This is a genomic window from Rhizobium sophoriradicis (genome assembly GCF_003939025.1).
Lineage (GTDB): Bacteria > Pseudomonadota > Alphaproteobacteria > Rhizobiales > Rhizobiaceae > Rhizobium > Rhizobium sophoriradicis.
Genome location: NZ_RQIH01000008.1, coordinates 139,112 through 161,718, shown reverse-complemented (window position 1 = coordinate 161,718; position 22,607 = coordinate 139,112). Strand labels below are relative to the sequence as shown.

Below are 22,607 nucleotides of genomic sequence, written 5' to 3'. Positions count from 1 at the left end.
TATGCCGTTGAAAGGCCGACGCTGCAAGAGCAATCTAGGGAAACTCTCACATAAGAGGTTCTCATGCTAAACAGGCTTCCTTCTTCCATTTCGGCGCTTCTCGACTCCCGCGCGGAAGGCCATTCGTTGCCGGCCGGCCTCTACGTTAGAGAAGACGTGTTCGAAGCGGATATCGACGTCTTCTTCCACAAGCACTGGATCTGCGTCGGCCTCGACTGCGATGTTCCGGAGGCCGGCGACGCCACAGTCGTCGACATCGGCAAGACGAGCCTGATCCTGCTGCGTGACGACGACGGCGAAATCCGCGTGCTGCACAATGTCTGCCGCCATCGCGGTTCCCGTCTTCTCAACCCGGGCAAGACGATCGTCTCGAAGCTCGTCTGTCCCTATCATACTTGGACCTATGAGCTGACGGGCGAGCTCAGCTATGCCCCGCATATGGGCAAGGATTTCGACAAGGACTGTCACGGTCTGAAGCCGGTTACCTTCAAATCGATCGGCGGCCTGATCTATGTCTGCCTGTCCGACAATCCGCCGGAGGACATTGCCGGCCTCGAGCAGGCGATGGTCGAGCGTCTCGCGCCCTACGACATCCGCAATGCCAAGATCGCCCACCAGACCGACGTCATCGAGGACGGCAACTGGAAGCTGACGATGGAGAACAATCGCGAGTGCTATCATTGCTCCGCCAACCATCCAGAGCTCTGCGTCTCCTTCGTCGACCTCGACTTCGGCTTCGATCCCGAAACGCTGAGCCCGGAGGATCGCGAACAGGCCGAGGAGCATTTCCGGCTTTACGAGGAGCGCACCCAGGCATGGGAAGCCGATGGCTTCCCGTCCGCCGCCATCGAGCAGCTCGCCGACTGCGCCACGAACTTCCGCACGCAGCGGCTGATCATATCAGGCGCCGGCGAATCCCAGACGCATGACGCCACCGCCGCATCCTCCAAGCTCCTCGGGCAGATGACCCGCAAGGATCTCGGCGACACCCATCTCTGGGGCCATAACAGCTGGAACCACTTCATGGGCGACCATGCCATCGTGGCGACCGTCATCCCGCTTTCGGCCGGCAAGACGCTGGTCAGGACCAAGTGGCTGGTCCACAAGGACGCCGTCGAAGGGGTGGATTACGACCGCGACAAGCTGACGGATGTCTGGGTCGCAACGACGGACCAGGACGCCGACCTCGTCGCCCGCTCCCATGCCGGTGCGCTCGATCCCGCTTATCGGCCGGGTCCCTATTCCCGCTTCTCCGAGACGAACCTCGACAAGTTCGCCAGCTGGTACATCGACCGGATGCGCGCTCATGGATACTAGGAACCCGCAAGCGCCGCTCGCAAAAACCGCCCGTCACGACGTCTGGAATCCCGAGGAAGACGATGCGCTCGTCTGCCTCGACGTCCAGCAGGAGACCCATGACGTCAAGACCTTCACCTTCGCCTCCCCTGACGGCAAGCGGTTCGCCTTCAAGGCCGGCCAGTATTTCCTGTTCGACCTGGAGCATAACGGAGAGCCTGAAAGCCGCTGCTACAGCATCTCCTCGTCGCCGCATCGCACGAACGCTTTCTCGGTAACGGTGAAGCGCGTTCCGGGCGGCAAGATCTCCAACTGGCTTCACGACACGCTGGTGCCGGGCGCGTCGGTCAAGGCGAACGGCCCGCTCGGCCATTTCGTCCGGTCCGAGGCGTCGAAGCCAAAACTTCTGCTGCTCTCCGGCGGCTCCGGCATCACGCCGGTCATGTCCATTCTGCGTGAACTCGCCGACAGCTGCGAGCCTGCCGACGTCATCTTCATGCATGCGGCGCGCACCCCGCTCGATCTGATCTTTCGCGACGAACTCGCCTGCATCGCCCGCAGGCTGAAAGGGCTGCGGCTGCATTTTCTGCCGGAAACGGTTGCCGGCGAACCCTCCTGGTCCGGCCTCACCGGCCGCATTTCGGCGGATTATTTCAGACTGGCGGTTCCCGATATCGCCGACCGCACGGTGATGTGCTGCGGCCCCGCTCCGTTCATGGCGGCAGCGCGCGGCATCGCCGCAGAACTCGGCGTTCCCGCCTCCCATTATCTCGAAGAAAGCTTCGACGCTGCCGTCATCGACGAACCTGAAATCCCCGCGATTCAGGAAGCGACCGCCAAGGTCTTTCAGGTCACCTTCTCCAAGCAGGCCCGCAGCATCGAGGTAACAGGCGACCAGAGCGTGCTCTCCTGCGCGAAGAAGGCGGGCGTCAGGATACCATCCTCCTGCGCCAATGGGGTCTGCGGCACCTGCAAGTCGATGCTCACGTCAGGCGCGGTCGACATGAACCACAATGGCGGCATCCGCCAGAGGGAAATCGACGCCGGCTTCTTCCTGCCCTGCTGCTCGAAGCCGCTCAGCGATCTCCTCATCGAACGCTGAGCGACACCGCGTCAATCGTCGATACGGGAACTGCCAGGATGCTGACGCTTCAGTGTGCTCTCAAGGCCGCCGCACGATGCTGCGAGGGCGTTTGCCCGAATGTGCGCTTGAAGGTTCTGGTGAACTGCGAGGCGTTTTCGAAGCCGACGTCGAGCGCAATCTCGATGAGCGGCGCCTTCGACTGGGCGAGGATCGATTTTGCCCGCTCCATGCGAACGCGGTTATAGGCCTTGGCAGGCGACATGCCCGTCTTTTCGATGAATATCCGCTCCAGCTGCCGCCTCGAGAGCCCGACCATTGCGGCAAGCTTCTCGATCGGCATGCTGCCGTCGACGAACTGCTCCATGGTGATCATCGCCGCCTTGACGCGGGCGTCGTCATAATCGTCGTAGAGCGGACGCCGCGGCTGAACATCCGATGGCGTTCGGGCCTTCTCGATCTGAAGCACTTCGAGCGCGTTTCGTTCGGCATCGCGGCTGATGTATTTTCTGACGAGCAATGCCGCCATGTCGGCAGCGCTGCTGCCCCCGGCGCAGGATCCGCGCTGCCGATCGAGATTGAAGAGCCGGTCGGAGCGGACGGCAAGCTCCGGAAAGCGCTCCCGAAACTCCTTGTAATGCAGCCAGCTGACGCAGGATTCGTGTCGTTTCATCAGGCCCGCCGCCGCCAGGATGAACGAACCGGTGCACACGCCGATAAGCGGCACCTTCTTCGCATCCGCTTGCCTCAGGAAGGTGATTGTCTGCTGGTCGACGGGATTTTCGACCGTCAGCAGGCCGCCGACGACCACGATATAATCGAACCTTGACGGGTCGACGAAATCCGAAGTAGGCGCCACCTGGACACCGCAGCTGGAGGTAATCAGATGCCGCGTGCTGCCGATCACCTGCCAGTCGGCGAGCACCCTTCCAGAACGATCCTGTTCGTCGCTGGCAAGTCTGAGCGTGTCGACGAACAATGCAAAGGCCGACAGCGTGAAGGAACGCGACAGAACGAACCCAACTTTGAGTCGCGCTGCCTGCTTTGCGCCATCGTCAACCACCCGATGCTGCTCAGCTCGCATGTTCATCTCCTGCCACGTGGAGCCAGTCGACGGCCGGCATCAAGATTGCGCCGGGCGGAAACTGCAAGTCCAAACTACTCATGACTTCCTTCCCATTCCCCAAGTGAACGGCGCTCTGCCATATTCGGTCAGTCAGCATGGTCAATAGCACGATGGCGATTGCTGCATGATTGAGGTCGCGATATCGACCGTCCTGATCGCGCCGCAGAACATTCCTTCGAGCCTGCCTGAACCCGCAATGCCCGCGACAACGGCCATGCCAGACGCCGTCGTTAGTCTCAGGTTGATCCGCATGATGGTCGGACGCGCAAAGGGAGGACGGATATTGAACAACATCTCTGCGGTCCCGCAGAAAGCCTTCCACAAAGTTTTCATTGTTATTACTCCCCAGCTGTCGTCCCTTCGCCATCGAAGTCTGCAGGCGGTGATCTTCAATTTGCGCGATCGAAATCACCCCTCGCGACCGGCACGCAATTCCTGAAAGCGGATGACGGAGTTGATGCCCAGCCAAGCGATGGGCTCGGGGGGCAGTCTCCTCGGTTCCGGCTGGTTTTTGAATTTGTCGAGCTCCGGGCTGGCGGCTCCTGTCGCGAGATCGGCGGCCATCATCCCGGCAAGCGTGCTCTTGACGGTGCCGAGACCGTTTTCGCAGCAGGCGGAAAATAGCCCTTCTTCAACCTCGCCGAATGCGGGCACATGGTTTCTGCTGAGGCAGAGCGCACCCGCCCAGCTATATTCCATCGGCAGGCGCTCCATCCCCGGGAAACGGGCATCGAACGACCGGCGCTGTTCGGCGGCGATTCCGGCGACGCGCTTTTCCGACACTTTCAGGCTCGGGTCATAGGTAAACCTCGTCCTGACGACGATCCGCGAAAGCCCGTCCTTTGTGATCTTGCGTAGCGTCGCGCCCATCGGGTCGGCCGGCAGCAGCGCCCAGCGATCCACACCGGTGCCTGCGAATTCGTTCTGTGAAAAGGCCGACGTCATCGACGCATAGGTGAAGATATGCATCAGCCTTCCACGGAAATGGCCGAAGCTTTGAATATGACCGTTCACACCGAGAATGACCTTGGGCGCGGAAACGGAGCCGCGGGCGGTCTTCGCCTTCCAGCTCCTGCCTTCACGCGAAAGCTCCAGCACCGGCGAGTGCTCGTGGATGGCAACCTTCGAATGGAGCCCGCGCGCCAGGCCCCTGATATAATCGGCCGGCTGGATCATCACCGCGCCCGGGGTGTAGAGGCCGCCGCGATAATAGTGCGAGCCGGTCATCTCCCGCATCTGGTTCGCATCGAGAACGCGATGCTCCTCGCCGATCTTTTCGAGCGACTTCCTATAATTGTCGTTGAGCCCCATTCCCCGGTCGGAGGCCGCGGCATTTACCTTGCCCGAGGGATCGAAGGTTTCCCGGGGCAGGCCGTATTCGGCCGCCACGTCGGCTGCGAAGGAAATCGCCAGACGGTTCTGCCGGATCTCGTCCTTGGTCGCCGCCTCGTCCGCCACCGAATACTCGCCGGAGGACAGGTTGTGCGGCACGTCGATCATGAAGCCGGAATTCCGCCCGGCCGGCCCCTTGGCAAGCTCACGCGCATCCAGGACGACGATCTTGTCCCCAGGGCGCGATTGCGAGAGACGGCGGGCCGCGGAAAGGCCGGCAAATCCGCCGCCGATGATCAGCCAGTCGGCGGTAATGTCGTGCTCAAGCGCCGCTACGGGAAAGGTGCGTTCGCTGGTCGCCTCCCATCCCGAAACGCCGGTATCGGTCGGCAGGTGCTTGATCACATGGCGGCTCATCGGATCGTCTCGTCGACGGAGCGTTCCGAAATGTCGATCCAGATGGTCTTCAGCTCGCAGTAGTTGTCGTGGGCGAAGACCGACTTGTCGCGGCCGCCGAAGCCGGACTCCTTGTAGCCGCCGAACGGCGTGGTGGCGTCGCCTTCGCCGAAGCAGTTGACGGTGATCAGGCCGGCGCGGATATCGCGGGTCAGCCGGATCGCATTGCGCAGGCTGCCCGTATAGACGGATGCCGTCAGGCCGTAATTGGTGTCGTTGGCCAGAGCAGTCGCCTCGGCGAGCGTGTTGAACGTCGTGACCGACAGGATCGGCCCGAAGATCTCTTCCTGGAACAGGCGGCTGGCCGGCGTCACACCTTCGACCAGCGTCGGCTCGATGAAGATGCCGTTATAGGTTTCACCGCCCTGGGTGACGGAGAGCTTCTCCGACTTGGCATCGTCGAGGAAGGATTTCACCTTCTCGAAGTGCGACTTGCTGACCAGCGCGCCGATGCGGTTTTCGGGATCGAGCGGATCGCCCGTCTTCCATTCGCGCATGTAGGCGCCGATGCGCTTCATCAATTCATCCTTGACCTTGGCATGGACGATGAGACGCGACGTGGCCGAGCAATTCTCGCCCATGTTCCAGAAGGCGCCGTTGACGACCTGCTCGGCGACGAGGTCGAGGTCCTCGGCATCGTCGAGAACGACGGCGGGGTTCTTGCCGCCGCATTCGAGCACCACCTTCTTGAGGTTCGAATCCGCGGCGTAACGCAGGAAGCGGCGGCCGGTCGGCGTCGAGCCGGTGAAGGCCACCATGTCGACATCATTGTGCAGGCCGATCGGTTCGCCGACCTCGCGGCCCGAACCAGTGACGACGTTGAAGACGCCGGCCGGAATGCCGGCCTCAAGGGCGAGTTCGGCGACGCGCAGCGTCGTGAGTGTTGTTTCCTGCGCCGGCTTGACGATGACCGAGCAGCCGGCGGCAAGCGCCGGGCCGATCTTCCAGGCGAGCATCAGCAGCGGGAAATTCCACGGCAGCACGCATCCGACGACGCCGATCGGCTCACGCACGATCATCGTCAGCGCGTTGGCGCCGACAGGCGCCGTGTTGTCGTAGAGCTTGTCGATCAGCTCGGCGTGCCAGCGCAGCGTATGAATGGTATCGGGAACGTCGACGGTCTGGCATTCGCGTATCGGTTTGCCACTGTCGAGGCTTTCCATGACGGCGAGTTCGTGCCGGTTGCGCTCCAGGAGCTTGGCAAGCTTCAGCAGCACTTCCTTGCGCTCACCCGGCGAGCGGAGCCGCCAGCGCCCGTCTTCGAACGCCTCTTTCGCCTTCTCAACGGCGAAATCGACGTCGCTGGAATCGCAGGCGGCGATTTCGGCCAAAGCCTCACCCGTCGCGGGATTGGTGGAGGTGAAGGTCTTGCCGGAATTCGCCGGACGAAATGCGCCATCGATGAATGCATTCGTCGGAAGTTGAAGACCGACGGCGATCGCCTTGTATTCGGCTGCGGTCAAAGGTTCATGCATGGTTGGCTCCCGACGTGATCTGGGCGACCGTGCGCTTCAATGTGGCGACGACGGTCTGAAGGGTTCTTTTTTCTTCGGAGTTCAGTCCGCGCAGCGGCGCCCGCACCGGACCGGCCTTGAGGCCGATGATCTCGCATCCGTGCTTGATCGACTGGACGAACTTGCCGCATTCGAGGAAATCCATCAGCGGCAGCATCGCGCTCATGATCGCCCGGCCCTTGTCGAAATTCTTCTCGAGGACGCAGGCCTCATAAAGGGCGACATGCTCGCGCGGCAGAAAGTTGGAACCGGCACAGACCCAGCTCTTCGCACCCCAAGCGAAGAATTCGAGCGCCTGGTCGTCCCAGCCGCAGGACAGCGCAATGTGCGGAAACTTCCGGGCGAGCCGATGAAGATTGCCCATGTCGCCGGAGCTTTCCTTGATGGCGATCACGTTCTTCGACTTGCCGACGCGGGAGAAATACTCCTCGCCCATCACCACGCCCATGCGGGCGGGATAGTTGTAGAGCATGATCGGCAGGTTGGCGGCGCGATCGACCGTCAGGGCATGGACCGCGTTCTCGCGTTCGGTCGGCAGCGCATAGGGCGGTGACGAGACCAGGATTGCATCCGCGCCGATTTCCTTTGCCGCTTTGGCGTATTCGACCGAATCCTCGGTGCGCGTGGCGCCGGTGCCGATGATGAGCGGCAGCCGTGTGCCGATGACCTCTTTCGCATAGGCCCCGAGCTCGAAACGCTCCTGGCTGCTCTGGGCGTAATATTCGCCCGTCGAGCCGCCGACGATAATGCCGTGGACGCCCGCTTCGATCAGCGACTCGAGCACGGCTGCAAATCCGGCCCGGTCAATCTGACCATTTTGATCGAGCGGCGTTACCACCGGCGTGTAGATCCCCTCAAACTTCACGATGACTTCTCCAATATGTGCGTGGCTGGACCGCCCACGAAGGCGTCCGCCTTGAGGCCTTGCGGTGCGATGAACATCTCCATGTTCTCGCGAGACAACTCCCAGTGTTCAAAAACGAGATCGACGACGGCATCCTCGTCGTGAGCGCCGAGCGCGGAGATAAAGCCGTCATGATGGTCGACGGCCAGTTGAAGCCGCCGCCTCATGTCCTCGTTCCTCGGCCGGAAAAACGTGTGACCGATGCGCGCGTGGTCGATGAGCAGCCGGCCGAGGCTCGGCTGCATGTAGACGTTGCCCGACATCTCGCCGAAGATTTCGTGAAAGCGGTTGTTCTCCAGCACCATCGCCAGAGCGTCCGTCTTCTGGCTGGCGGCGCGAAACCGCTCCTGGGTCTGCTTCAGGTCAGACAGCTGCGCCGGCTTGAAATTCTGCACGGCGAGACGGCCGATCGCCGCATAGATCATCGGCGCAACGAGGAAGAAATTCCGCAGCGTGGAGTGGTTCATCGGGATGACCCGCGCACCCCTGTTCTCGCGGATATCGATATAACCCTCTCCGGCAAGACGGCGGAATATGTCCCGCACCGGCGTCCGCGACAGCCCGTATCTTTCGCTCAAGCTGGCCTCGTCCAGATCGGCGTCCGGGTCCAGCTCCATCGTCAGAATCTGACGTTTCAGATCTTCGTAGAGATTGCTCTTGGGTGTCTTCGCCATCGTCGATCTCCGGCCGATTGTTGCCCTATGCCGCGAAAATGCCACGCCACTCGGACGGAGTCAATAATTGTGTACATAACGTACACAATTATTATTCTGGAAATATACAATGCCGGAAAACCAAACCGAGACCGGTATCGGGATGAGCGGGTTTCGCCGAAGGTGGGCTGCTAATTGCGGAATTACCGCACAGCCGAATGCGCCGCGGCGGCAGCCTTCGCGGAGTTTATCCAGGCGGGTAGCCTGACAGGTGTGGGGATTCTGTGGATCGTCAGGCTTGGACGCCTGGCGCCGGGAAGACGGCGCGCCCATCGCGCGGGATGGCGGGGTCGGGGAGCGCCCGTGGGCGCTCCCCGGATGATCAAGCGGCGAGCGCGCCGCTTTTCTTGGCAGTCCAGGTCGCGATGTAGTCCATCAGGCCGGGCGAGAGGCAATCATAGGGCTCGAGACCCGTTGCCTTCAGCTGCGCCCGGAGGGCTTCCATCTTGGCGGGATCAAAGCCGCTTTCGATGATCGACGACACGAAGGCCGCGAAAGTGGGCTTTGCCCAGCCGCTTTCCTGGAAGCGCTCCGGATGGACGAAGGACAGCCCCTGGAAGGGATGTTCGCGCTCGACCGGCCCGTACATATGCACGCCGCATTCCTTGCAGGCATGCCGCTGGATCAGAGCAGCGGGATCGACGACGGCGAGCTTGTCGCCGTTCTCGAGCACTTCGACGCTCTCGGTCGGAGCGACCGCCACGACCGAGAAGACTGCTCCCTGCGGCTTCCAGCACTTGGTGCAGCCGCAGACATGATTGTGGGCGATATCGCCCTTGATCCTGACCTTGACGGGATTGCTCGTGCATTTGCACACCAGCGTCCCGCCTGTGAAAGCAGCGTCAGTCGCTCGAAAGCCTGAATCCACTGCCGGATGAATGGCTATGCTGCTCATTGCTTTTCTCCCTTCCTCCCTGGCCGTTTGCGTTATGCCCGGCCGAGCCCTGCAATCATTTTTCGAGCTTCTTCGCGTGCCAGCGCAGATGGTCTCCCATGAATGTCGAAATGAAAAAGTAGGAGTGGCCGTAGCCTTCCTGCATGCGGAGCTCGAGGGGGATACCCGCCGCCTCGCAGGCTTGGCGGAGTTCGTTAGGCCGCAGCCCATCCTCCAGGAATGAATCCGCGGTCCCCTGATCGACGAAGAATTCCGAGAACCGGTGCCCGTCTTCGATCAGCGAGCAGGCGTCGTAGGCCCGCCAGCTCTTCTCATCCGGCCCCAGATATTTTCGGAATGCCGGTTTCGACCAGCCGGACACCGAGGGGTGGCTGATCGGCGCGAAGGCCGAGCAGCTCCTAAAGCGGTCCGGGTTCTTGAGCGCGATGGTGATCGCGCCATGTCCGCCCATCGAATGACCGAAGATTCCCTGGCGGTCCATGTCGGCGGGAAATTCCGCGGCAAGGAGGCGCGGCAGTTCGCCGGTGATGTAGCTGTACATGCGATAGTTGGCCGAAAACGGCGGCTCGGTGGCATCGACGTAAAAGCCGGCGCCCTTGCCGAACTGCCAATTGTCGGGCTCGTCAGGAACGTGATCGCCGCGGGGGCTGGTATCCGGGCAGACGACGATCAGCCCGAGCTCGGCGGCAAGCCGCCGATACTCGCCCTTGTCCATGACATTGGCATGCGTGCAGGTCAGGCCGGACAGATACCACAGGACCGGGCGCTTGCCCTCGGCCGCCTGCGGTGGCACGAACACCGCAAAGGTCATGTCGCAGCCGCAGACCTCGGAGCGATCGACGTAGACGCCCTGGATACCGCCGTAAGACTTGTCGGTCGAGATGGTCTTCATGACTAGTACACGACCACGCCGCGGATGCTTTCACCCTTGTGCATCATCTCGAAGCCCTTGTTGATGTCCTCGAGCGGCATGGTGTGGGTGATCATCGGGTCGATCTGGATCTTGCCCTGCATGTACCAGTCGACGATTTTGGGAACATCGGTGCGGCCGCGCGCGCCGCCGAAGGCGGTGCCCATCCAGTTGCGGCCGGTGACCAGCTGGAACGGCCGGGTGGAGATCTCCTGGCCGGCGCCGGCAACGCCGATGATGATCGACTTGCCCCAGCCGCGGTGGGATGCTTCCAGCGCCTGGCGCATCACCTTGGTGTTGCCGGTGCAGTCGAAGGTGTAGTCGGCGCCGCCGATCAGGTCGCCATTGCGCTTGGTCATGTTGACGAGATAGGGCACGATGTCGTCGCCGACCTCCTTCGGATTGACGAAATGCGTCATGCCGAACTTTTCGCCCCAGGCCTTGCGGTCAGGGTTGATGTCGACGCCGATGATCATGTCGGCGCCGGCCAGGCGCAGCCCCTGCAGGACGTTGAGGCCGATGCCGCCGAGGCCGAAGACAATGGCCGTCGAGCCGATCTCGACCTTGGCGGTGTTGATCACCGCGCCGATGCCTGTCGTCACACCGCAGCCGATGTAGCAGATCTTGTCGAAGGGGGCGTCGGGATTGACCTTGGCAAGGGCGATCTCCGGCAGCACGGTGTAATTGGCGAAGGTCGAGCAGCCCATATAATGATGGATCTTGTCCTTGCCGATCGAAAAGCGCGAAGTACCGTCAGGCATCACACCCTGGCCCTGGGTCGAGCGGATGGCGGTGCAGAGATTGGTCTTGCGGGAAAGGCAGGAATAGCACTCGCGGCATTCCGGCGTGTAGAGCGGAATGACGTGGTCGCCCTTCTTGACCGAGGTGACACCGGGGCCGACATCGACGACGATGCCGGCACCCTCATGGCCGAGGATCGCCGGGAACTGGCCTTCCGGATCGGCGCCGGACAGGGTGAAGTCGTCGGTGTGGCAGATGCCGGTCGCCTTAACCTCGACCAGCACCTCGCCGGCCTTCGGGCCGCCGAGCTGTACGGTCATCACTTCGAGCGGTTCCGGCCTGAACGGCTACGGCGGCGCGAACGTCCATTTGATATCTCCCTGTTAATTCAATTTCGATTGTTATGCGGAGGCCGAGAAATCGGAACGATCTGCTTCGGCCTCACCTCAGTGTCATCCCGGCTCGACCTGACACCACACCGCCAGAAGCGGCTGGGCCGTACACCTTATCGCGAAGGATTGCCCGGCATCATTCGCGAAGACCGTTCCGGTCGCGGCAGAAAACCACTGCGAGTCACCAAGGCAGATTTCTCCCGGTGAAAGCAGAATGAAGGCGCGCGGCTGCGTCTGAACATGGTCGGGGAAGCGGGTGTAGCGATCCATATAGATCACTCCGACCCGGAGATCGGCGCGCTCTTCCATGCCGCCAGGGCCGACCAGAACCGCATGGGAGTGCGTATTGCCGAAGTTCAGGCTGGCAAACGGGCCGGTGCGGCCGCGTCTCCACAGCAGTCTGTCGGCCAGGCTCTTGAACTGGCCGGCGATCGCCTCGTATTTCCGTCCGGATTTTGCCAAATAACGGATCGCGTCATCCAGCCCTTCGGGCACGCCTGGAAGAGGGCCTCCCTCCGGGTGCACCTTGCCTGTCTTAAGCAGCCTCTGAAGGACCTTGCCCGCAACGAAACTGGCAACGGCGGGAGCATCTGCCGACAGCATCAGCCCACCGATATCGTTGAGAAATTCCTGCAGCGGCCGGGGACGCCTTTCCCTTCCGATGTCGTGCAGCCTTATATAGGCCGGCTTTTCCTCATCGTTCAGGAGAAGGTCAGCACCAGGTCTGATTGGACGTCCCACCACGCGCGCCACGTTTGTCTCCCCAGTCAGAGCGCCTTTTCCAATTCCGGCAGGGCGTCGAAGAGATCGGCGACGAGGCCGTAGTCGGCGACCTGGAAGATCGGCGCCTCCTCGTCCTTGTTGATGGCGACGATCACCTTCGAATCCTTCATGCCGGCCAGATGCTGGATGGCCCCGGAGATGCCGGCGGCGATATAGAGGTCGGGCGCCACCACCTTGCCGGTCTGACCGACCTGCCAGTCGTTCGGGGCATAACCGGCATCGACGGCCGCACGGCTGGCGCCGACGGCAGCGCCCAGCTTGTCGGCAACCGGCAGGATGACCTCCTTGAACTTCTCGGCCGAGCCGAGCGCCCGGCCGCCGGAGATGATGATCTTCGCCGAGGTCAGTTCCGGACGGTCGGAGGCCGACAGTGCATCGGCGACGAAGCGCGACAGACCCGGATCGGAAGCAGCAGGGATCGCCTCGACCGTTGCAGAGCCGCTTGCCGGTGCCGAAGCAAACGAGGCGGTGCGCACGGTGATGACCTTCTTTGCGTCGCTTGCCTGCACCGTCTGGATGGCATTGCCGGCATAGATCGGCCGCTTGAAGGTGTCGGGGCTGACGACCTCGATGATCTCTGAGACCTGGGCGACATCGAGCAGTGCCGCCACCCGCGGCAGCACGGTCTTGCCGACCGAGGTGGCGGCCGAGACGATCGTGTCGTAGGAGCCGGCGAGCGAGACGATCAGATCGGCCAGCGGCTCGGCGAGATTGTTGGCATGCGCATCGCTTTCGGCCAGCAGCACTTTGGCGACGCCAGAGAGTTTGGCGGCCTGATCGGCCGCCGCCTTGGCGGCCTTGCCGGCGACCAGCACATGGATATCGCCGCCGATCTGGCTTGCCGCCGTCAACGCCTTGGCGGTCTGGTCGGAGAGGTGATTGCCGTCATGGTCGGCCAGAAGAAGAATGGTCATGATTTAGTTGCTCCTGTTCCAACCCGATTACAGCACGCCGGCTTCGTTCTTGAGCTTGTCGACCAGTTCGGCGACCGACTTGACCTTGACGCCGGCCTTGCGGCCACTCGGCTCCTCGGTCTTCAAGACCTTCAGCCGCGGCGTCGTGTCCACGCCGAAATCGGCCGGGCTCTTCTTGTCGAGCGGCTTCTTCTTCGCCTTCATGATGTTCGGCAGCGAGGCATAACGCGGCTCGTTCAGACGAAGATCGGTGGTGACGACCGCCGGCAGCTTGATCTCGATCGTCTGCAGGCCGCCGTCGACCTCGCGGGTCACGGTCGCCTTGCCGTCACCGATCTCGATCTTCGAGGCGAAGGTCGCCTGGGCCGAACCGAGCAATGCCGCCAGCATCTGGCCGGTCTGGTTGGAATCGTCGTCGATTGCCTGCTTGCCCGTGATGATCAGGCCCGGCTGTTCGGCATCGGCGACACCTTTGAGAATCTTGGCCACCGCCAGCGGCTCGACCTGATCGTCGGTCTCGACCAGGATCGCCCGGTCGGCACCCATGGCAAGGGCGGTCCGCAGCGTCTCCTCGGCCTTGGCCGGGCCGATCGACACCACCACCACTTCTTCGGCCTTGCCGGCCTCCTTCAGCCGCAGCGCCTCTTCCACCGAGATCTCGTCGAACGGGTTCATCGACATCTTCACATTGGCAAGCTCGACACCCGAACCATCCGGCTTCACACGGATCTTCACGTTGTAGTCGACAACCCGTTTGACGGGCACGAGAATCTTCATTTGCAATCCCCTTTGTTCTTCCGAATGCTAGTCCCTTTACAGCGCCGGCGCCTTGCCAGACAAGCTAAGGACATCGTGAGATTTTGAACCTATGCCCGGCGCTAGTGCGGCCGTTCGGCAAGCAAAGCCCAGAAGGCGAAAAGCGGCGTATCGACCGACCGCATGGCATGTTTGATCCCTGGGACATTATAGAACGATCCGCCGATGCCAGGCGAAAACCAGCCCCCCTCACCCTGCTTGAACTCCCCCTCGGAAAGCACGAGATAGACCTCCTCCGGCGCATGATCATGATCCGGATAGCGCACGTGCGGCGCCATCAACGTCACCCCGAGCCACAGATCGCTCCGCTCCTCCAATCCACCGGGGCCGATGATCATCGCATTGGCATGCCCATCGGCAAAATTGTCGCTGGCCGAGTGGTCATACTTGGTACGCCGACGCCATTCAAGCATTGGCTCGATGCCTTTGAACGCCTCGATCAATCGCTCCAGCGAAGGATCATAGGAGGTATCAATCGCGAGCGCCACATCAAGGTGAGTGCAGACCGGCAACCGGCTCCCGTCCCCCGCCCGTGCGGCCCCCGGCTGCTCCAGCCTTGCGAGAAACTGCCGGATCGAGCGCCGGGCCTCCGGGGCTGTCGCAAACACCTGGAAAGCCTGAGACGCCGCGTCCAGGAAAAGCTGCAGGCTCTCCTCACGTATACTCATGCCATCCCCTCCCTGAACAGACGATTTTAGCCGGCCAGTCAGTGGCCTCTCCTGCAATCATATATCTTTCGCGATGCGCAGGCCGTCATAGACGGCGGCATGCGTGTTGCGCGCAGCGACAGCGTCGCCGATCCGGAACAGCTGGAATTTGCCCTCGGGATTGCGAACGACCGACTGCGGTTCGCCGGCCAGAAGCTGCTCGTGCGACATCTCGCCCAGGTTGCTCGAATTGGGCTTCAGCTCGAAATAGAGCTCATCGAGCGGAATGGTCCCATGATTGACGATGATCTGGTCGTAGCTGCTCTGCTTGGCAATCCCGCCATAATCGCTGCCAACATGGGCGACAAGCTGATTGCCGCTCTTCTCGACCGCCTCCAGGCGATAGGTGACGGTGAAGGTCACGTCATGCTTTTGAAGCGAGCGCATATAGGGCACGAGGTTCATCGCCATGACCTCGGGCGCGAAGGAGCGGTCGGGCGTCATGATCTCGACCTTGGCGCCTGCCTTGGCGAGAAATTCCGCCGCCTGGAGGGCGGCATGGTCGCCGGCATCGTCGAAAATCAGGACGTTGGTACCAGGCTTCACGTCGCCGGAGATGATGTCCCATGAGGAGATCACCAGCTCGTTGCCCTTCGAAAGAACTTCGGTGTGCGGCAGGCCGCCGGTCGCGATAATGACGACATCGGGGTTTTCGGCTTCGATCGTGTCGGCTTCCGCCCAGGTGTTGAAGTGGAAGGTCACGTCGTATTTCTCGCACTGGCTCATGCGCCAGTCGATGATGCTGATCATCTCCCTGCGGCGTTCGCTCTGGGCAGTGAGGCGGATCTGGCCGCCCGGATTGTTCGCCGCCTCGAAAACCACGACCTTGTGGCCGCGTTCCCCAGCCACCCGCGCCGCCTCAAGACCGGCCGGACCGGCGCCGACGATAACGACCTTCTTCTTCACATCGGCCTTGGCCAGGATATGCGGCATGGTCAGTTCGCGGCCGGTGGCGGCGTTGTGGATGCAGTAGGCGGCGCCGCCCTGGTAGATGCGGTCGAGACAGTAATTGGCGCCGACGCAGGGCCGGATTTCCTCTTCCCGCTTTTCGATGATCTTGCGAACGATGTGCGGGTCGGTCATGTGGGCGCGGGTCATGCCGACCATGTCGACCTTGCCGGACGCGATGGCATGGCGAGCGGTGGCCACATCCGGGATTTTCGCCGCATGAAAGGTTGGGAAATCGGTCGCGGCGCGAATTTCGCCGGCGAAATCGAGATGCGGGGAATTCGCCATGCCCTGGATCGGGATCACATCTGTCAGACCGGCATCGGTATCGATGTGTCCACGGATCACATTCAGGTAATCGATGAGGCCGCTCTCCTTCAATCGCTTGGAGATTTCGAGGCCTTCGGCTTTGCCCGTGCCGCCGGGAAGACATTCGTCGGCCGTATAGCGCAGGCCGAGAATGAAATCGTCGCCCACCCTTTTCCGGATTGCCTTGAACACGTCGAAACAGAAGCGCAGGCGATTGTCGAGCGAACCGCCATAGGGGCCGTCGAGCTCATTGGTGAGCGGAGACACGAACTGGTCTATCAGGTGGCCGTAGGCCTCAAGCTCGACACCGTCCATGCCGCCCGCCTTCATGCGCTCGGCCGCGTCGGCGAAATCCTTGATGATGCGCTCGATATCCCAGTCTTCCAGCTTCTTCGGGAAAGCGCGATGGGAAGCCTCGCGATGATGCGACGGCGCCACAACCGGCAGCCAGTCGCCCTTGTCCCAGCGCGTGCGCCGGCCGAGATGGGTGAGCTGGATCATGATTGCCGCTCCCTCTTCGTGCACGGCATCGGTCATTTCCCTGATCCAGGGAACGATCTCGTCCTTATATGCAAGCAGGTTGTTGAAGACCGGCGGGCTGTCCTTGGAGACGGCCGCCGAACCCGCCGTCATCGTCAGGGCGACGCCGCCCTTTGCCCGCTCCACCGTATAGGCGCGATACTTTTCCTTCGGCATACCATCTTCCGGATAGGCCGGCTCGTGCGAGGTCACGATGATACGGTTGCGCAGCTTCAGATGCTTGAGCTGGTAAGGCTGAAGGAGAGGATCATTCGACATGGGCCGTGGTTCCGGATTAAAAACGACATGGGAACGCTATGCGCAATGTACATATGTGTCAACGCAGAAAACATCGTGGTCGTTATTTTCGACACATATGTACATTTTTCTTGTGCGCCACCTCGTAATTTGATAGGAGATAATTCATGGATCAGGCTTTGAATGACACTGGCTGGCGCGGATCGCAGGAGGGATGGCTGGAAGCAGCCTATCATTCCCTGCTCGAGTCTGGCGTTGACTCGGTAAAAATTCTGCCCTTGGCGAAGAAGCTCAATCTATCGCGGACGAGCTTCTACTGGTTCTTCAAGGATCGGGAGGAACTGTTGAGCGCGTTGGTGGCGCGGTGGCGCGACAAAAACACCGGCAACATCATCAAGCAGTCGGAGGCTTACGCGGAATCGCTGGCCGAGGCGATGCTCAACGTCTTCGATTGCTGGCTCAACACCGATCTCTTCGACGCGAAATTCGAGTTTGCCATCCGCAGCTGGGCGCTGCAGTCGGACGAGCTTTTGGCCGAAGTCCAGCAGGCCGATCAGATCCGGCTGGAGGCGCTGAAGCGCATGTTTATGCGGTTCGGCGTACCAGAAACGACATCAGATGTCAGAGCGCGAACAACATACCTCGTGCAGATCGGGTACATCTCCATGCAGTCGATGGAGGATATCGCCGTCCGCATGAAACGGATTCCGGAGTATATTGCGATCTACACGGGTGAAGTGCCGCAGCAGAGGGAGCTTGATCGCTTCTTCTCTCGGCACGGCTATAGGCCCAGTTAGAGGAAGGCTGGAGATGAGCGTTTCCTTGAGGATCGGCATAATCGGTGGCGGCGGCTGGCTTGGCGGAGCAATCGCCGGCTCGATCATTGACGCCGGCCTGGTCGATTCTCGAAACCTTTGCCTCTCCTATCGCGGCGAGCAGCCGCGCCGTTTCCCGAACTCCTCCTGGACTTCTGACAATCAGGCGCTTGCCGACCGCTCCGACGTGATCATTCTCTCCGTTCGCCCCGATGACTGGCATCGCCTGGCGCTCGATGCCGGCGGCAAGCTCGTCATCTCGGTCATGGCGGGTATCCGACTGGATGCCCTTTCAGAACGCCATAACACCGGTCGCGTCGTCCGCGCGCTGCCGAACGCTGCCGCCGAAGTGGGCAGATCCTATACGCCCTGGATTGGCGCGAGCGGTGTCACGGCAGATGACCGGGCCATTGTCGGCGCGATTTTCGAGGCTTGCGGATCACAGGACGAAGTCGCAAGCGAAAGCGACATCGACTACCTCACGGGCCTTTCAGGATCCGGTCCGGCATTTCCGGCACTGCTCGCTGCCGCCATGATGAGCGACGCCGTTGCCCATGGCCTTTCGCCCGAGATTGCCCGGCGCGCCGTCAATACCGTGCTGGTCGGCGCCGGCCACCTCGCGGAACGTCGCGACGAATCTCCTGACGATATCGTTGCGGCCTTTCTCGACTATCGCGGCACAACGGCGGCAGCCATCGAAGCAATGCGCGCCGCCGGGTTCGACGCCGCGGTGGCAGACGGACTATCGGCAGCTTTCAAGAAATCGGTGAGTATGGGAGACGCTTCCTGACGACCGTTGAGGGCGGGTACTGCGGCACCCCGCCTTGCTAGATCCGCCGCTAAATAGAGGGAACGAGAATGAAGAAACTACTCGCATCGACATGTTTGACGTTCGGCCTGCTCGGCGGCGCGTCTTTTGCCAGCGCTGCCGAATGCGGCAGCGTCACCATCGCCAGCATGAACTGGCAGAGCGCCGAAGTTCTCTCCAACCTGGACAAGTTCATCCTGAACGAAGGTTATGGCTGCAGCGCCGACATCACCGTCGGCGACACCGTCCCGACAATCACCTCCATGGCCGAAAAGGGTCAGCCTGATATTGCTCCGGAAGCCTGGATCGACCTGCTGCCGGATGTCGTCAAGAAGGGTACGGAAGAAGGCCGCATCGTGCAGGTCGGCTCGCCGCTGCCGGACGGCGGCGTACAGGGCTGGTGGATTCCGAAATATCTCGCCGACGCCCATCCCGACATCAAGACGATCGGCGACGTGCTGAAGCATCCGGAACTCTTCCCTGATCCGGAGGATCCGAAGAAGGGCGCCATCGTCAACGGCCCGCAGGGCTGGGGCGGCACAGTCGTCACCTCGCAGCTCTATAAGGCGTTCGGCGCGGAGAAGGCGGGCTTCACCCTCGTCGACACCGGCTCTGCCGCCGGCCTCGACGGTTCGATCGCCAAGGCCTACGAACGCAAGGAAGGCTGGGTCGGTTACTACTGGGCGCCGACCGCGCTGCTCGGCAAGTATCAGATGGTCAAGCTCGAAGCCGGCGTTCCGGAGGATTCAGCCGAATGGAAGCGCTGCATCACCGTCGCCGACTGCCCCGATCCGAAGCCGGCGGCCTGGCCGGTCGATCATGTCGTCACGCTGGTTGCCAAGCCCTTCTCGGAAAAGGTCGGGCCTGAAGTCATGGATTACCTGGCGAAGCGCTCCTGGAGCAACGACACGGTCAACAAACTGATGTCGTGGATGACCGATAACCAGGCGACCGGCGAAGACGGCGCCAAGCACTTCCTTAAAGAAAACAAGGACATCTGGACCAAATGGGTCTCGCCGGAGGCAGCCGCGAAGATCGAAGCTGCTCTCTAAAACAAAATAGCGGTGCGCGAAAAGCGCACCGCTTCTCACGCGCCGACAAAATCAAAAAGACTGCCACGGCTGTTTGACGAAAGGGGAACCGAGATGGAATGGTTTTACAAATTCCCGCACATGAACGATGACGCGCTTCGCAATCTGAAGAAGGCGATCGATGACGGCTTTCGCGGATTTACCCGCAGCTATGGCGACGGCATCGAAAGCCTGTTCGTGCCGCTGCAGCATTTCCTGATCGCCGCCGAGCGTTTCATGACGCAGACGCCGTGGCCGATCATCACCGCGATCATCCTGGCCATCGCCTGGTTTGCCAGCCGCAGCCTGAAGGTCGTCGCCGGCTGTCTGGTGACGCTGCTGCTGATCGGCTATTTCGACATGTGGGACGACACGATGCGGACGGTCTCGATGATCTTCGTCTGCACCGTTCTTTCCATCGCCATCGGCATCCCGATGGGCATCCTGATGGCCCGCTCCGACCGGCTGCAGCGCATCGTCAACCCGATCCTCGACGTCATGCAGACCATGCCGAGCTTCGTCTACCTCATCCCCGTCGTCATGCTGCTCGGCATCGGCAAGGTTCCTGGGCTGATCGCCGTCGTCATCTACGCCATCCCGCCGATGATCCGCCTTACCGATCTCGGCATCCGGCTCGTCGACAAGGACGTGCTCGAGGCCGCCGACGCCTTCGGCACCTCGCGGTCGCAGAAGCTGTTCAAGGTGCAGCTGCCGCTGGCGCTGCCGACCATCATGGCCGGCATCAACCAGACGATCATGATGGCGCTCGCCATGGTGGTCATCGCCTCGATGATCGGCGTCCAGGGCCTCGGCCAGCCGGTGCTGAAAGCGATCGCCAACCAGTACTTCACGCTGGGCATTTTCAACGGCCTTGCCATCGTCGGCATCGCCATCATCTTCGACCGGGTCAGCCAGGCATATGGCAAAAGGCTCCAGAAGCATCGGGAGACCGTCCATGGCTGAGCATCATTTCGGCGGCATCAAGATCCGCCACCTCTACAAGATCTTCGGCCCCAACCCCGCCGCCCATGTCGAGGCGGTGCAGAAAGGCCTGACGAAGAGCGAGCTCAACCAGAAGCACGGACACGTGCTCGGCCTTCGGGATATCAATATCGAGATCCCCTCCGGCTGCATCCAGGTCGTCATGGGCCTTTCGGGATCCGGCAAATCGACGCTGATCCGCCACATCAACCGGCTGATCGACCCGACCTCCGGCGAAGTGCTGGTCGACGGCGTCGACGTCGTGAAGATGAACGAGATCGAATTGCGCACGTTCCGCCGGCAGCAGACGGCAATGGTGTTCCAGAAGTTTGCGCTGCTGCCGCACCGCAACGTCCTCGACAACACCATCTTCGGCCTCGAAGTGCAGGGCATGGAGCGGGCGAAGGCCATCGACATCGCCATGCGCTGGCTGGAGCGGGTCGGCCTCAAAGGCTTCGAGCAGCGCTATCCCAACCAGCTCTCCGGCGGCATGCAGCAGCGTGTCGGCTTGGCGCGGGCACTGGCCAACGATGCGCCGGTGCTTCTGATGGACGAGGCCTATTCGGCGCTCGACCCGTTGATCCGCACCGACATGCAGTCGGTGCTTCTCGACATCCAGAAGGAAATCAAGAAGACCATCGTCTTCATCACCCACGATCTTGACGAGGCGCTGCGCCTCGGCGACCAGATCGCCATCCTGCGCGACGGCGAAGTCATCCAGCAGGGCACCAGCCAGGACATCGTGCTGCGCCCGGCCGACGAATACATCGCCAACTTCGTCAAGGAAGTGAACCGGGGACGGGTCGTCCATGTCGAAGCCGTCATGACGCCGCTGCACGCCGGTGCGGCACCCGTCGGCTTGGCGATCGCGGCCGGAACGACGGTCGAAGAGGCCGTCCGGATGCTGGCCTCGACGTCGGCCGACGATGCAAGGGTGGTGTCGCCATCGGGAGAAACCCTGGGGCTCGTCACCTTCCGCCAGCTCGCCGGCGCGATGGTGAACTCGCAGGAGGTGGCCGCCCGGCGCGACAACACTCTTTCGGTTGCACTCTGAAGCTGCGCGCGGCGACTCTCGGCTCGGTCGGCGACACCGATATTCGGTGCGCCGCCATGCGATGCAACCGGAAAGCCGGCTGTCTCTGAGGGATCCCAACGTCGAAACTTTTTCCGCGTCTGTTTTCGCCGGTCAGCCTAGGCGGACACAGCTTGCGCAACCGGATCGTCTTCGGGGCGCATAAGGCAAACATGGCCAGGGACGGCGTGCCTGGTGACCAGCACGTCGCCTATTAAGCCGAACGCGCCATCGGCGGCGCCGGGATGATCGTGGTCGAGCCGATGCCGGTTCATCGCGCCGCCGCGCACATACGCGGAAACTTTCGTCCCGGCGACGACGGCGCCGTTCCTCATTTCAAATGGCAACGACCGCAAGCAAGCAAAATGGTGCTGCCGCGATCCAGCAGCTCTACCATGTCGGCGCGCATGGAGATTCCGACAATTCGTACCGCGCCAGGCACCCTCTGCCTTTCTTCGAGGGCCGGCGAGTCGTTTTGGAGCTTTGAGGCCTAGCGGCGAAGACGGGAGAGCGTGAAGCGCCAGCCTGTACATTTTGCGCAGGAGCAGTCCAGACTGCGTCGCGAAAAGCCGAACGATCGACAATATCGACGCGCGACAATTGCTCCATGGCTGCGGAACACTAAAGTAATCGAGACCGGGGCCATGATGGTCTACGGTCTGAAGCCAAACCCCTCTATCGATCACCCCAAATGATGGGAGGGGCTCATTCATACGCACTCCATCCCGTGCGTATGCCAACTGCCTGTCAGCCTGCCGAAGGCTATCTCGAGCGGTCCACTTTAGAACCTTCGGCAGGCGACGTTTGCATTGCGCGTCGAAGCTCGCGGTCTGTGCAAGCTGGCTAATCGTTTAATCATCGGAATGTCCCTAAAAGCAACAGCGCCAAGGCTTGCCAAGTGCTGCCGGTTCTGTCAGTTCCTGCCAACCGGCCAGGAAAGTCCGACGGATGGGCATTGTCGATAAAGCCTTCAAAAACTTGCCTTTTCCAGCACCTGCCAGGTTCGGCGTCGACTCGAATTCGCTTGGCCGAACACCTATTAACGTCCGCATCAGGTTGAAGCTTGGCTGCTTCGCCATCATCTGCTGTGCTGAGCCTTCATTTTCGCTAATATGCGCTCAGGTCTCGCACTTCCTTCCATCCATCAGGTCCTGACGAAAGTGCGAAGGAGAAAGGCGATGTTAGCAAACGCGGTGAGAAAGAGGGACGTACATCATCTCGATCTCCATGCGACCGACGCCTCGCGC

At 61.6% G+C, this 22,607-nt stretch carries 19 protein-coding genes and 3 pseudogenes; 8 read left to right on the top strand and 14 right to left on the bottom strand.

What is annotated here, in order from left to right:
* Window positions 1-63 precede the first annotated feature (63 nt).
* Window positions 64-1,317, top strand: a complete 1,254-nt coding sequence (locus tag EFR00_RS15260) for an aromatic ring-hydroxylating oxygenase subunit alpha (protein WP_077989041.1) — start codon at window positions 64-66, stop codon at window positions 1,315-1,317.
* Window positions 1,307-2,398, top strand: coding sequence for an FAD-binding oxidoreductase (locus tag EFR00_RS15255; RefSeq protein ID WP_077989040.1), 1,092 nt, complete (start codon window positions 1,307-1,309; stop codon window positions 2,396-2,398). Before EFR00_RS15260 ends, EFR00_RS15255 begins: the two co-directional genes overlap by 11 nt.
* 49 nt (window positions 2,399-2,447) lie before the next feature.
* Here the strand turns inward: EFR00_RS15255 and EFR00_RS15250 are convergent, their stop codons facing one another.
* The 14 genes and pseudogenes from EFR00_RS15250 to EFR00_RS15185 all read right to left on the bottom strand — a co-directional run bounded on the left by EFR00_RS15250 (window position 2,448) and on the right by EFR00_RS15185 (window position 16,635).
* On the bottom strand, window positions 2,448-3,461 hold the full coding sequence (locus EFR00_RS15250; protein WP_077989039.1) for a GlxA family transcriptional regulator: 1,014 nt from the start codon (window positions 3,459-3,461) through the stop codon (window positions 2,448-2,450).
* A gap of 85 nt (window positions 3,462-3,546) precedes the next feature.
* A pseudogene (locus tag EFR00_RS33560) lies at window positions 3,547-3,803 on the bottom strand (proline/glycine betaine ABC transporter permease); the annotation flags it as partial.
* A gap of 108 nt (window positions 3,804-3,911) precedes the next feature.
* Window positions 3,912-5,252, bottom strand: a complete 1,341-nt coding sequence (locus tag EFR00_RS15240; RefSeq protein ID WP_077989037.1) for an NAD(P)/FAD-dependent oxidoreductase — start codon at window positions 5,250-5,252, stop codon at window positions 3,912-3,914.
* Window positions 5,249-6,766, bottom strand: a complete 1,518-nt coding sequence (locus EFR00_RS15235; RefSeq protein ID WP_077989036.1) for an aldehyde dehydrogenase — start codon at window positions 6,764-6,766, stop codon at window positions 5,249-5,251. The genes EFR00_RS15240 and EFR00_RS15235 overlap by 4 nt, the downstream gene beginning before the upstream one ends.
* Window positions 6,759-7,670 carry a dihydrodipicolinate synthase family protein gene (locus tag EFR00_RS15230; protein ID WP_077989035.1) on the bottom strand — a complete coding sequence of 304 codons (912 nt, stop codon included), beginning with the start codon at window positions 7,668-7,670 and terminating at the stop codon, window positions 6,759-6,761. The genes EFR00_RS15235 and EFR00_RS15230 overlap by 8 nt, the downstream gene beginning before the upstream one ends.
* Window positions 7,667-8,383, bottom strand: coding sequence for a GntR family transcriptional regulator (locus EFR00_RS15225; protein ID WP_077989034.1), 717 nt, complete (start codon window positions 8,381-8,383; stop codon window positions 7,667-7,669). The genes EFR00_RS15230 and EFR00_RS15225 overlap by 4 nt, the downstream gene beginning before the upstream one ends.
* 361 nt (window positions 8,384-8,744) lie before the next feature.
* The gene (gfa, locus tag EFR00_RS15220; protein ID WP_009983297.1) at window positions 8,745-9,317 is read right to left on the bottom strand and encodes an S-(hydroxymethyl)glutathione synthase; all 573 of its coding nucleotides are present in this window, start codon (window positions 9,315-9,317) and stop codon (window positions 8,745-8,747) included.
* Window positions 9,318-9,372: 55 nt separating this feature from the next.
* A complete protein-coding gene (gene fghA, locus EFR00_RS15215) occupies window positions 9,373-10,209 on the bottom strand; it encodes an S-formylglutathione hydrolase (RefSeq protein WP_077989033.1) in 837 nt (278 codons plus the stop codon).
* 2 nt (window positions 10,210-10,211) lie between these two features.
* A pseudogene (locus EFR00_RS15210) lies at window positions 10,212-11,337 on the bottom strand (S-(hydroxymethyl)glutathione dehydrogenase/class III alcohol dehydrogenase).
* Between the two features lie 83 nt (window positions 11,338-11,420).
* Window positions 11,421-12,113, bottom strand: coding sequence for a dimethylsulfonioproprionate lyase family protein (locus EFR00_RS15205; RefSeq protein WP_077989032.1), 693 nt, complete (start codon window positions 12,111-12,113; stop codon window positions 11,421-11,423).
* Window positions 12,114-12,127: 14 nt separating this feature from the next.
* Window positions 12,128-13,057 (bottom strand): electron transfer flavoprotein subunit alpha/FixB family protein, encoded by a 930-nt coding sequence (locus EFR00_RS15200; RefSeq protein WP_077989031.1) that lies wholly within the window; start codon window positions 13,055-13,057, stop codon window positions 12,128-12,130.
* A 27-nt stretch (window positions 13,058-13,084) separates the two neighbouring features.
* Entirely contained in the window at window positions 13,085-13,834 is a 750-nt protein-coding gene (locus tag EFR00_RS15195) for an electron transfer flavoprotein subunit beta/FixA family protein (protein WP_009990411.1), read from the bottom strand.
* Window positions 13,835-13,935: 101 nt separating this feature from the next.
* Window positions 13,936-14,541 carry a dimethylsulfoniopropionate lyase gene (locus tag EFR00_RS15190; RefSeq protein WP_077989030.1) on the bottom strand — a complete coding sequence of 202 codons (606 nt, stop codon included), beginning with the start codon at window positions 14,539-14,541 and terminating at the stop codon, window positions 13,936-13,938.
* Between the two features lie 57 nt (window positions 14,542-14,598).
* Entirely contained in the window at window positions 14,599-16,635 is a 2,037-nt protein-coding gene (locus EFR00_RS15185) for an NADH:flavin oxidoreductase (protein ID WP_077989029.1), read from the bottom strand.
* A 146-nt stretch (window positions 16,636-16,781) separates the two neighbouring features.
* Between EFR00_RS15185 and EFR00_RS15180 the strand changes: the two genes are divergently transcribed.
* The 6 genes and pseudogenes from EFR00_RS15180 to EFR00_RS33555 form a co-directional block, all read left to right on the top strand.
* Entirely contained in the window at window positions 16,782-17,411 is a 630-nt protein-coding gene (locus EFR00_RS15180) for a TetR/AcrR family transcriptional regulator (RefSeq protein ID WP_077989028.1), read from the top strand.
* A 13-nt stretch (window positions 17,412-17,424) separates the two neighbouring features.
* Window positions 17,425-18,219 carry a pyrroline-5-carboxylate reductase family protein gene (locus tag EFR00_RS15175; RefSeq protein ID WP_040112303.1) on the top strand — a complete coding sequence of 265 codons (795 nt, stop codon included), beginning with the start codon at window positions 17,425-17,427 and terminating at the stop codon, window positions 18,217-18,219.
* Between the two features lie 68 nt (window positions 18,220-18,287).
* The gene (locus EFR00_RS15170; protein ID WP_040112304.1) at window positions 18,288-19,289 is read left to right on the top strand and encodes an ABC transporter substrate-binding protein; all 1,002 of its coding nucleotides are present in this window, start codon (window positions 18,288-18,290) and stop codon (window positions 19,287-19,289) included.
* Between the two features lie 93 nt (window positions 19,290-19,382).
* Entirely contained in the window at window positions 19,383-20,270 is an 888-nt protein-coding gene (locus EFR00_RS15165) for an ABC transporter permease (protein ID WP_077989027.1), read from the top strand.
* Window positions 20,263-21,342 carry a quaternary amine ABC transporter ATP-binding protein gene (locus EFR00_RS15160; RefSeq protein ID WP_077989026.1) on the top strand — a complete coding sequence of 360 codons (1,080 nt, stop codon included), beginning with the start codon at window positions 20,263-20,265 and terminating at the stop codon, window positions 21,340-21,342. The genes EFR00_RS15165 and EFR00_RS15160 overlap by 8 nt, the downstream gene beginning before the upstream one ends.
* Window positions 21,343-21,434: 92 nt before the next feature.
* A pseudogene (locus EFR00_RS33555) lies at window positions 21,435-21,805 on the top strand (oxidoreductase); the annotation flags it as partial.
* Window positions 21,806-22,607 lie beyond the last annotated feature (802 nt).

Bases quoted from the DNA above. Each gene is read 5' to 3' on its own strand.
- EFR00_RS15250 (WP_077989039.1), bottom strand. From the start codon at position 3,461: ATGCGAGCTGAGCAGCATCGGGTGGTTGACGATGGCGCAAAGCAGGCA.
- EFR00_RS15190 (WP_077989030.1), bottom strand. From the start codon at position 14,541: ATGAGTATACGTGAGGAGAGCCTGCAGCTTTTCCTGGACGCGGCGTCT.
- fghA (WP_077989033.1), bottom strand. From the start codon at position 10,209: ATGAAGACCATCTCGACCGACAAGTCTTACGGCGGTATCCAGGGCGTC.
- EFR00_RS15255 (WP_077989040.1), top strand. From the start codon at position 1,307: ATGGATACTAGGAACCCGCAAGCGCCGCTCGCAAAAACCGCCCGTCAC.
- EFR00_RS15260 (WP_077989041.1), top strand. From the start codon at position 64: ATGCTAAACAGGCTTCCTTCTTCCATTTCGGCGCTTCTCGACTCCCGC.
- EFR00_RS15170 (WP_040112304.1), top strand. From the start codon at position 18,288: ATGAAGAAACTACTCGCATCGACATGTTTGACGTTCGGCCTGCTCGGC.
- EFR00_RS15200 (WP_077989031.1), bottom strand. From the start codon at position 13,057: ATGACCATTCTTCTTCTGGCCGACCATGACGGCAATCACCTCTCCGAC.
- EFR00_RS15165 (WP_077989027.1), top strand. From the start codon at position 19,383: ATGGAATGGTTTTACAAATTCCCGCACATGAACGATGACGCGCTTCGC.
- EFR00_RS15235 (WP_077989036.1), bottom strand. From the start codon at position 6,766: ATGCATGAACCTTTGACCGCAGCCGAATACAAGGCGATCGCCGTCGGT.
- EFR00_RS15225 (WP_077989034.1), bottom strand. From the start codon at position 8,383: ATGGCGAAGACACCCAAGAGCAATCTCTACGAAGATCTGAAACGTCAG.
- EFR00_RS15185 (WP_077989029.1), bottom strand. From the start codon at position 16,635: ATGTCGAATGATCCTCTCCTTCAGCCTTACCAGCTCAAGCATCTGAAG.
- EFR00_RS15195 (WP_009990411.1), bottom strand. From the start codon at position 13,834: ATGAAGATTCTCGTGCCCGTCAAACGGGTTGTCGACTACAACGTGAAG.
- EFR00_RS15180 (WP_077989028.1), top strand. From the start codon at position 16,782: ATGGATCAGGCTTTGAATGACACTGGCTGGCGCGGATCGCAGGAGGGA.
- gfa (WP_009983297.1), bottom strand. From the start codon at position 9,317: ATGAGCAGCATAGCCATTCATCCGGCAGTGGATTCAGGCTTTCGAGCG.
- EFR00_RS15175 (WP_040112303.1), top strand. From the start codon at position 17,425: ATGAGCGTTTCCTTGAGGATCGGCATAATCGGTGGCGGCGGCTGGCTT.
- EFR00_RS15160 (WP_077989026.1), top strand. From the start codon at position 20,263: ATGGCTGAGCATCATTTCGGCGGCATCAAGATCCGCCACCTCTACAAG.
- EFR00_RS15240 (WP_077989037.1), bottom strand. From the start codon at position 5,252: ATGAGCCGCCATGTGATCAAGCACCTGCCGACCGATACCGGCGTTTCG.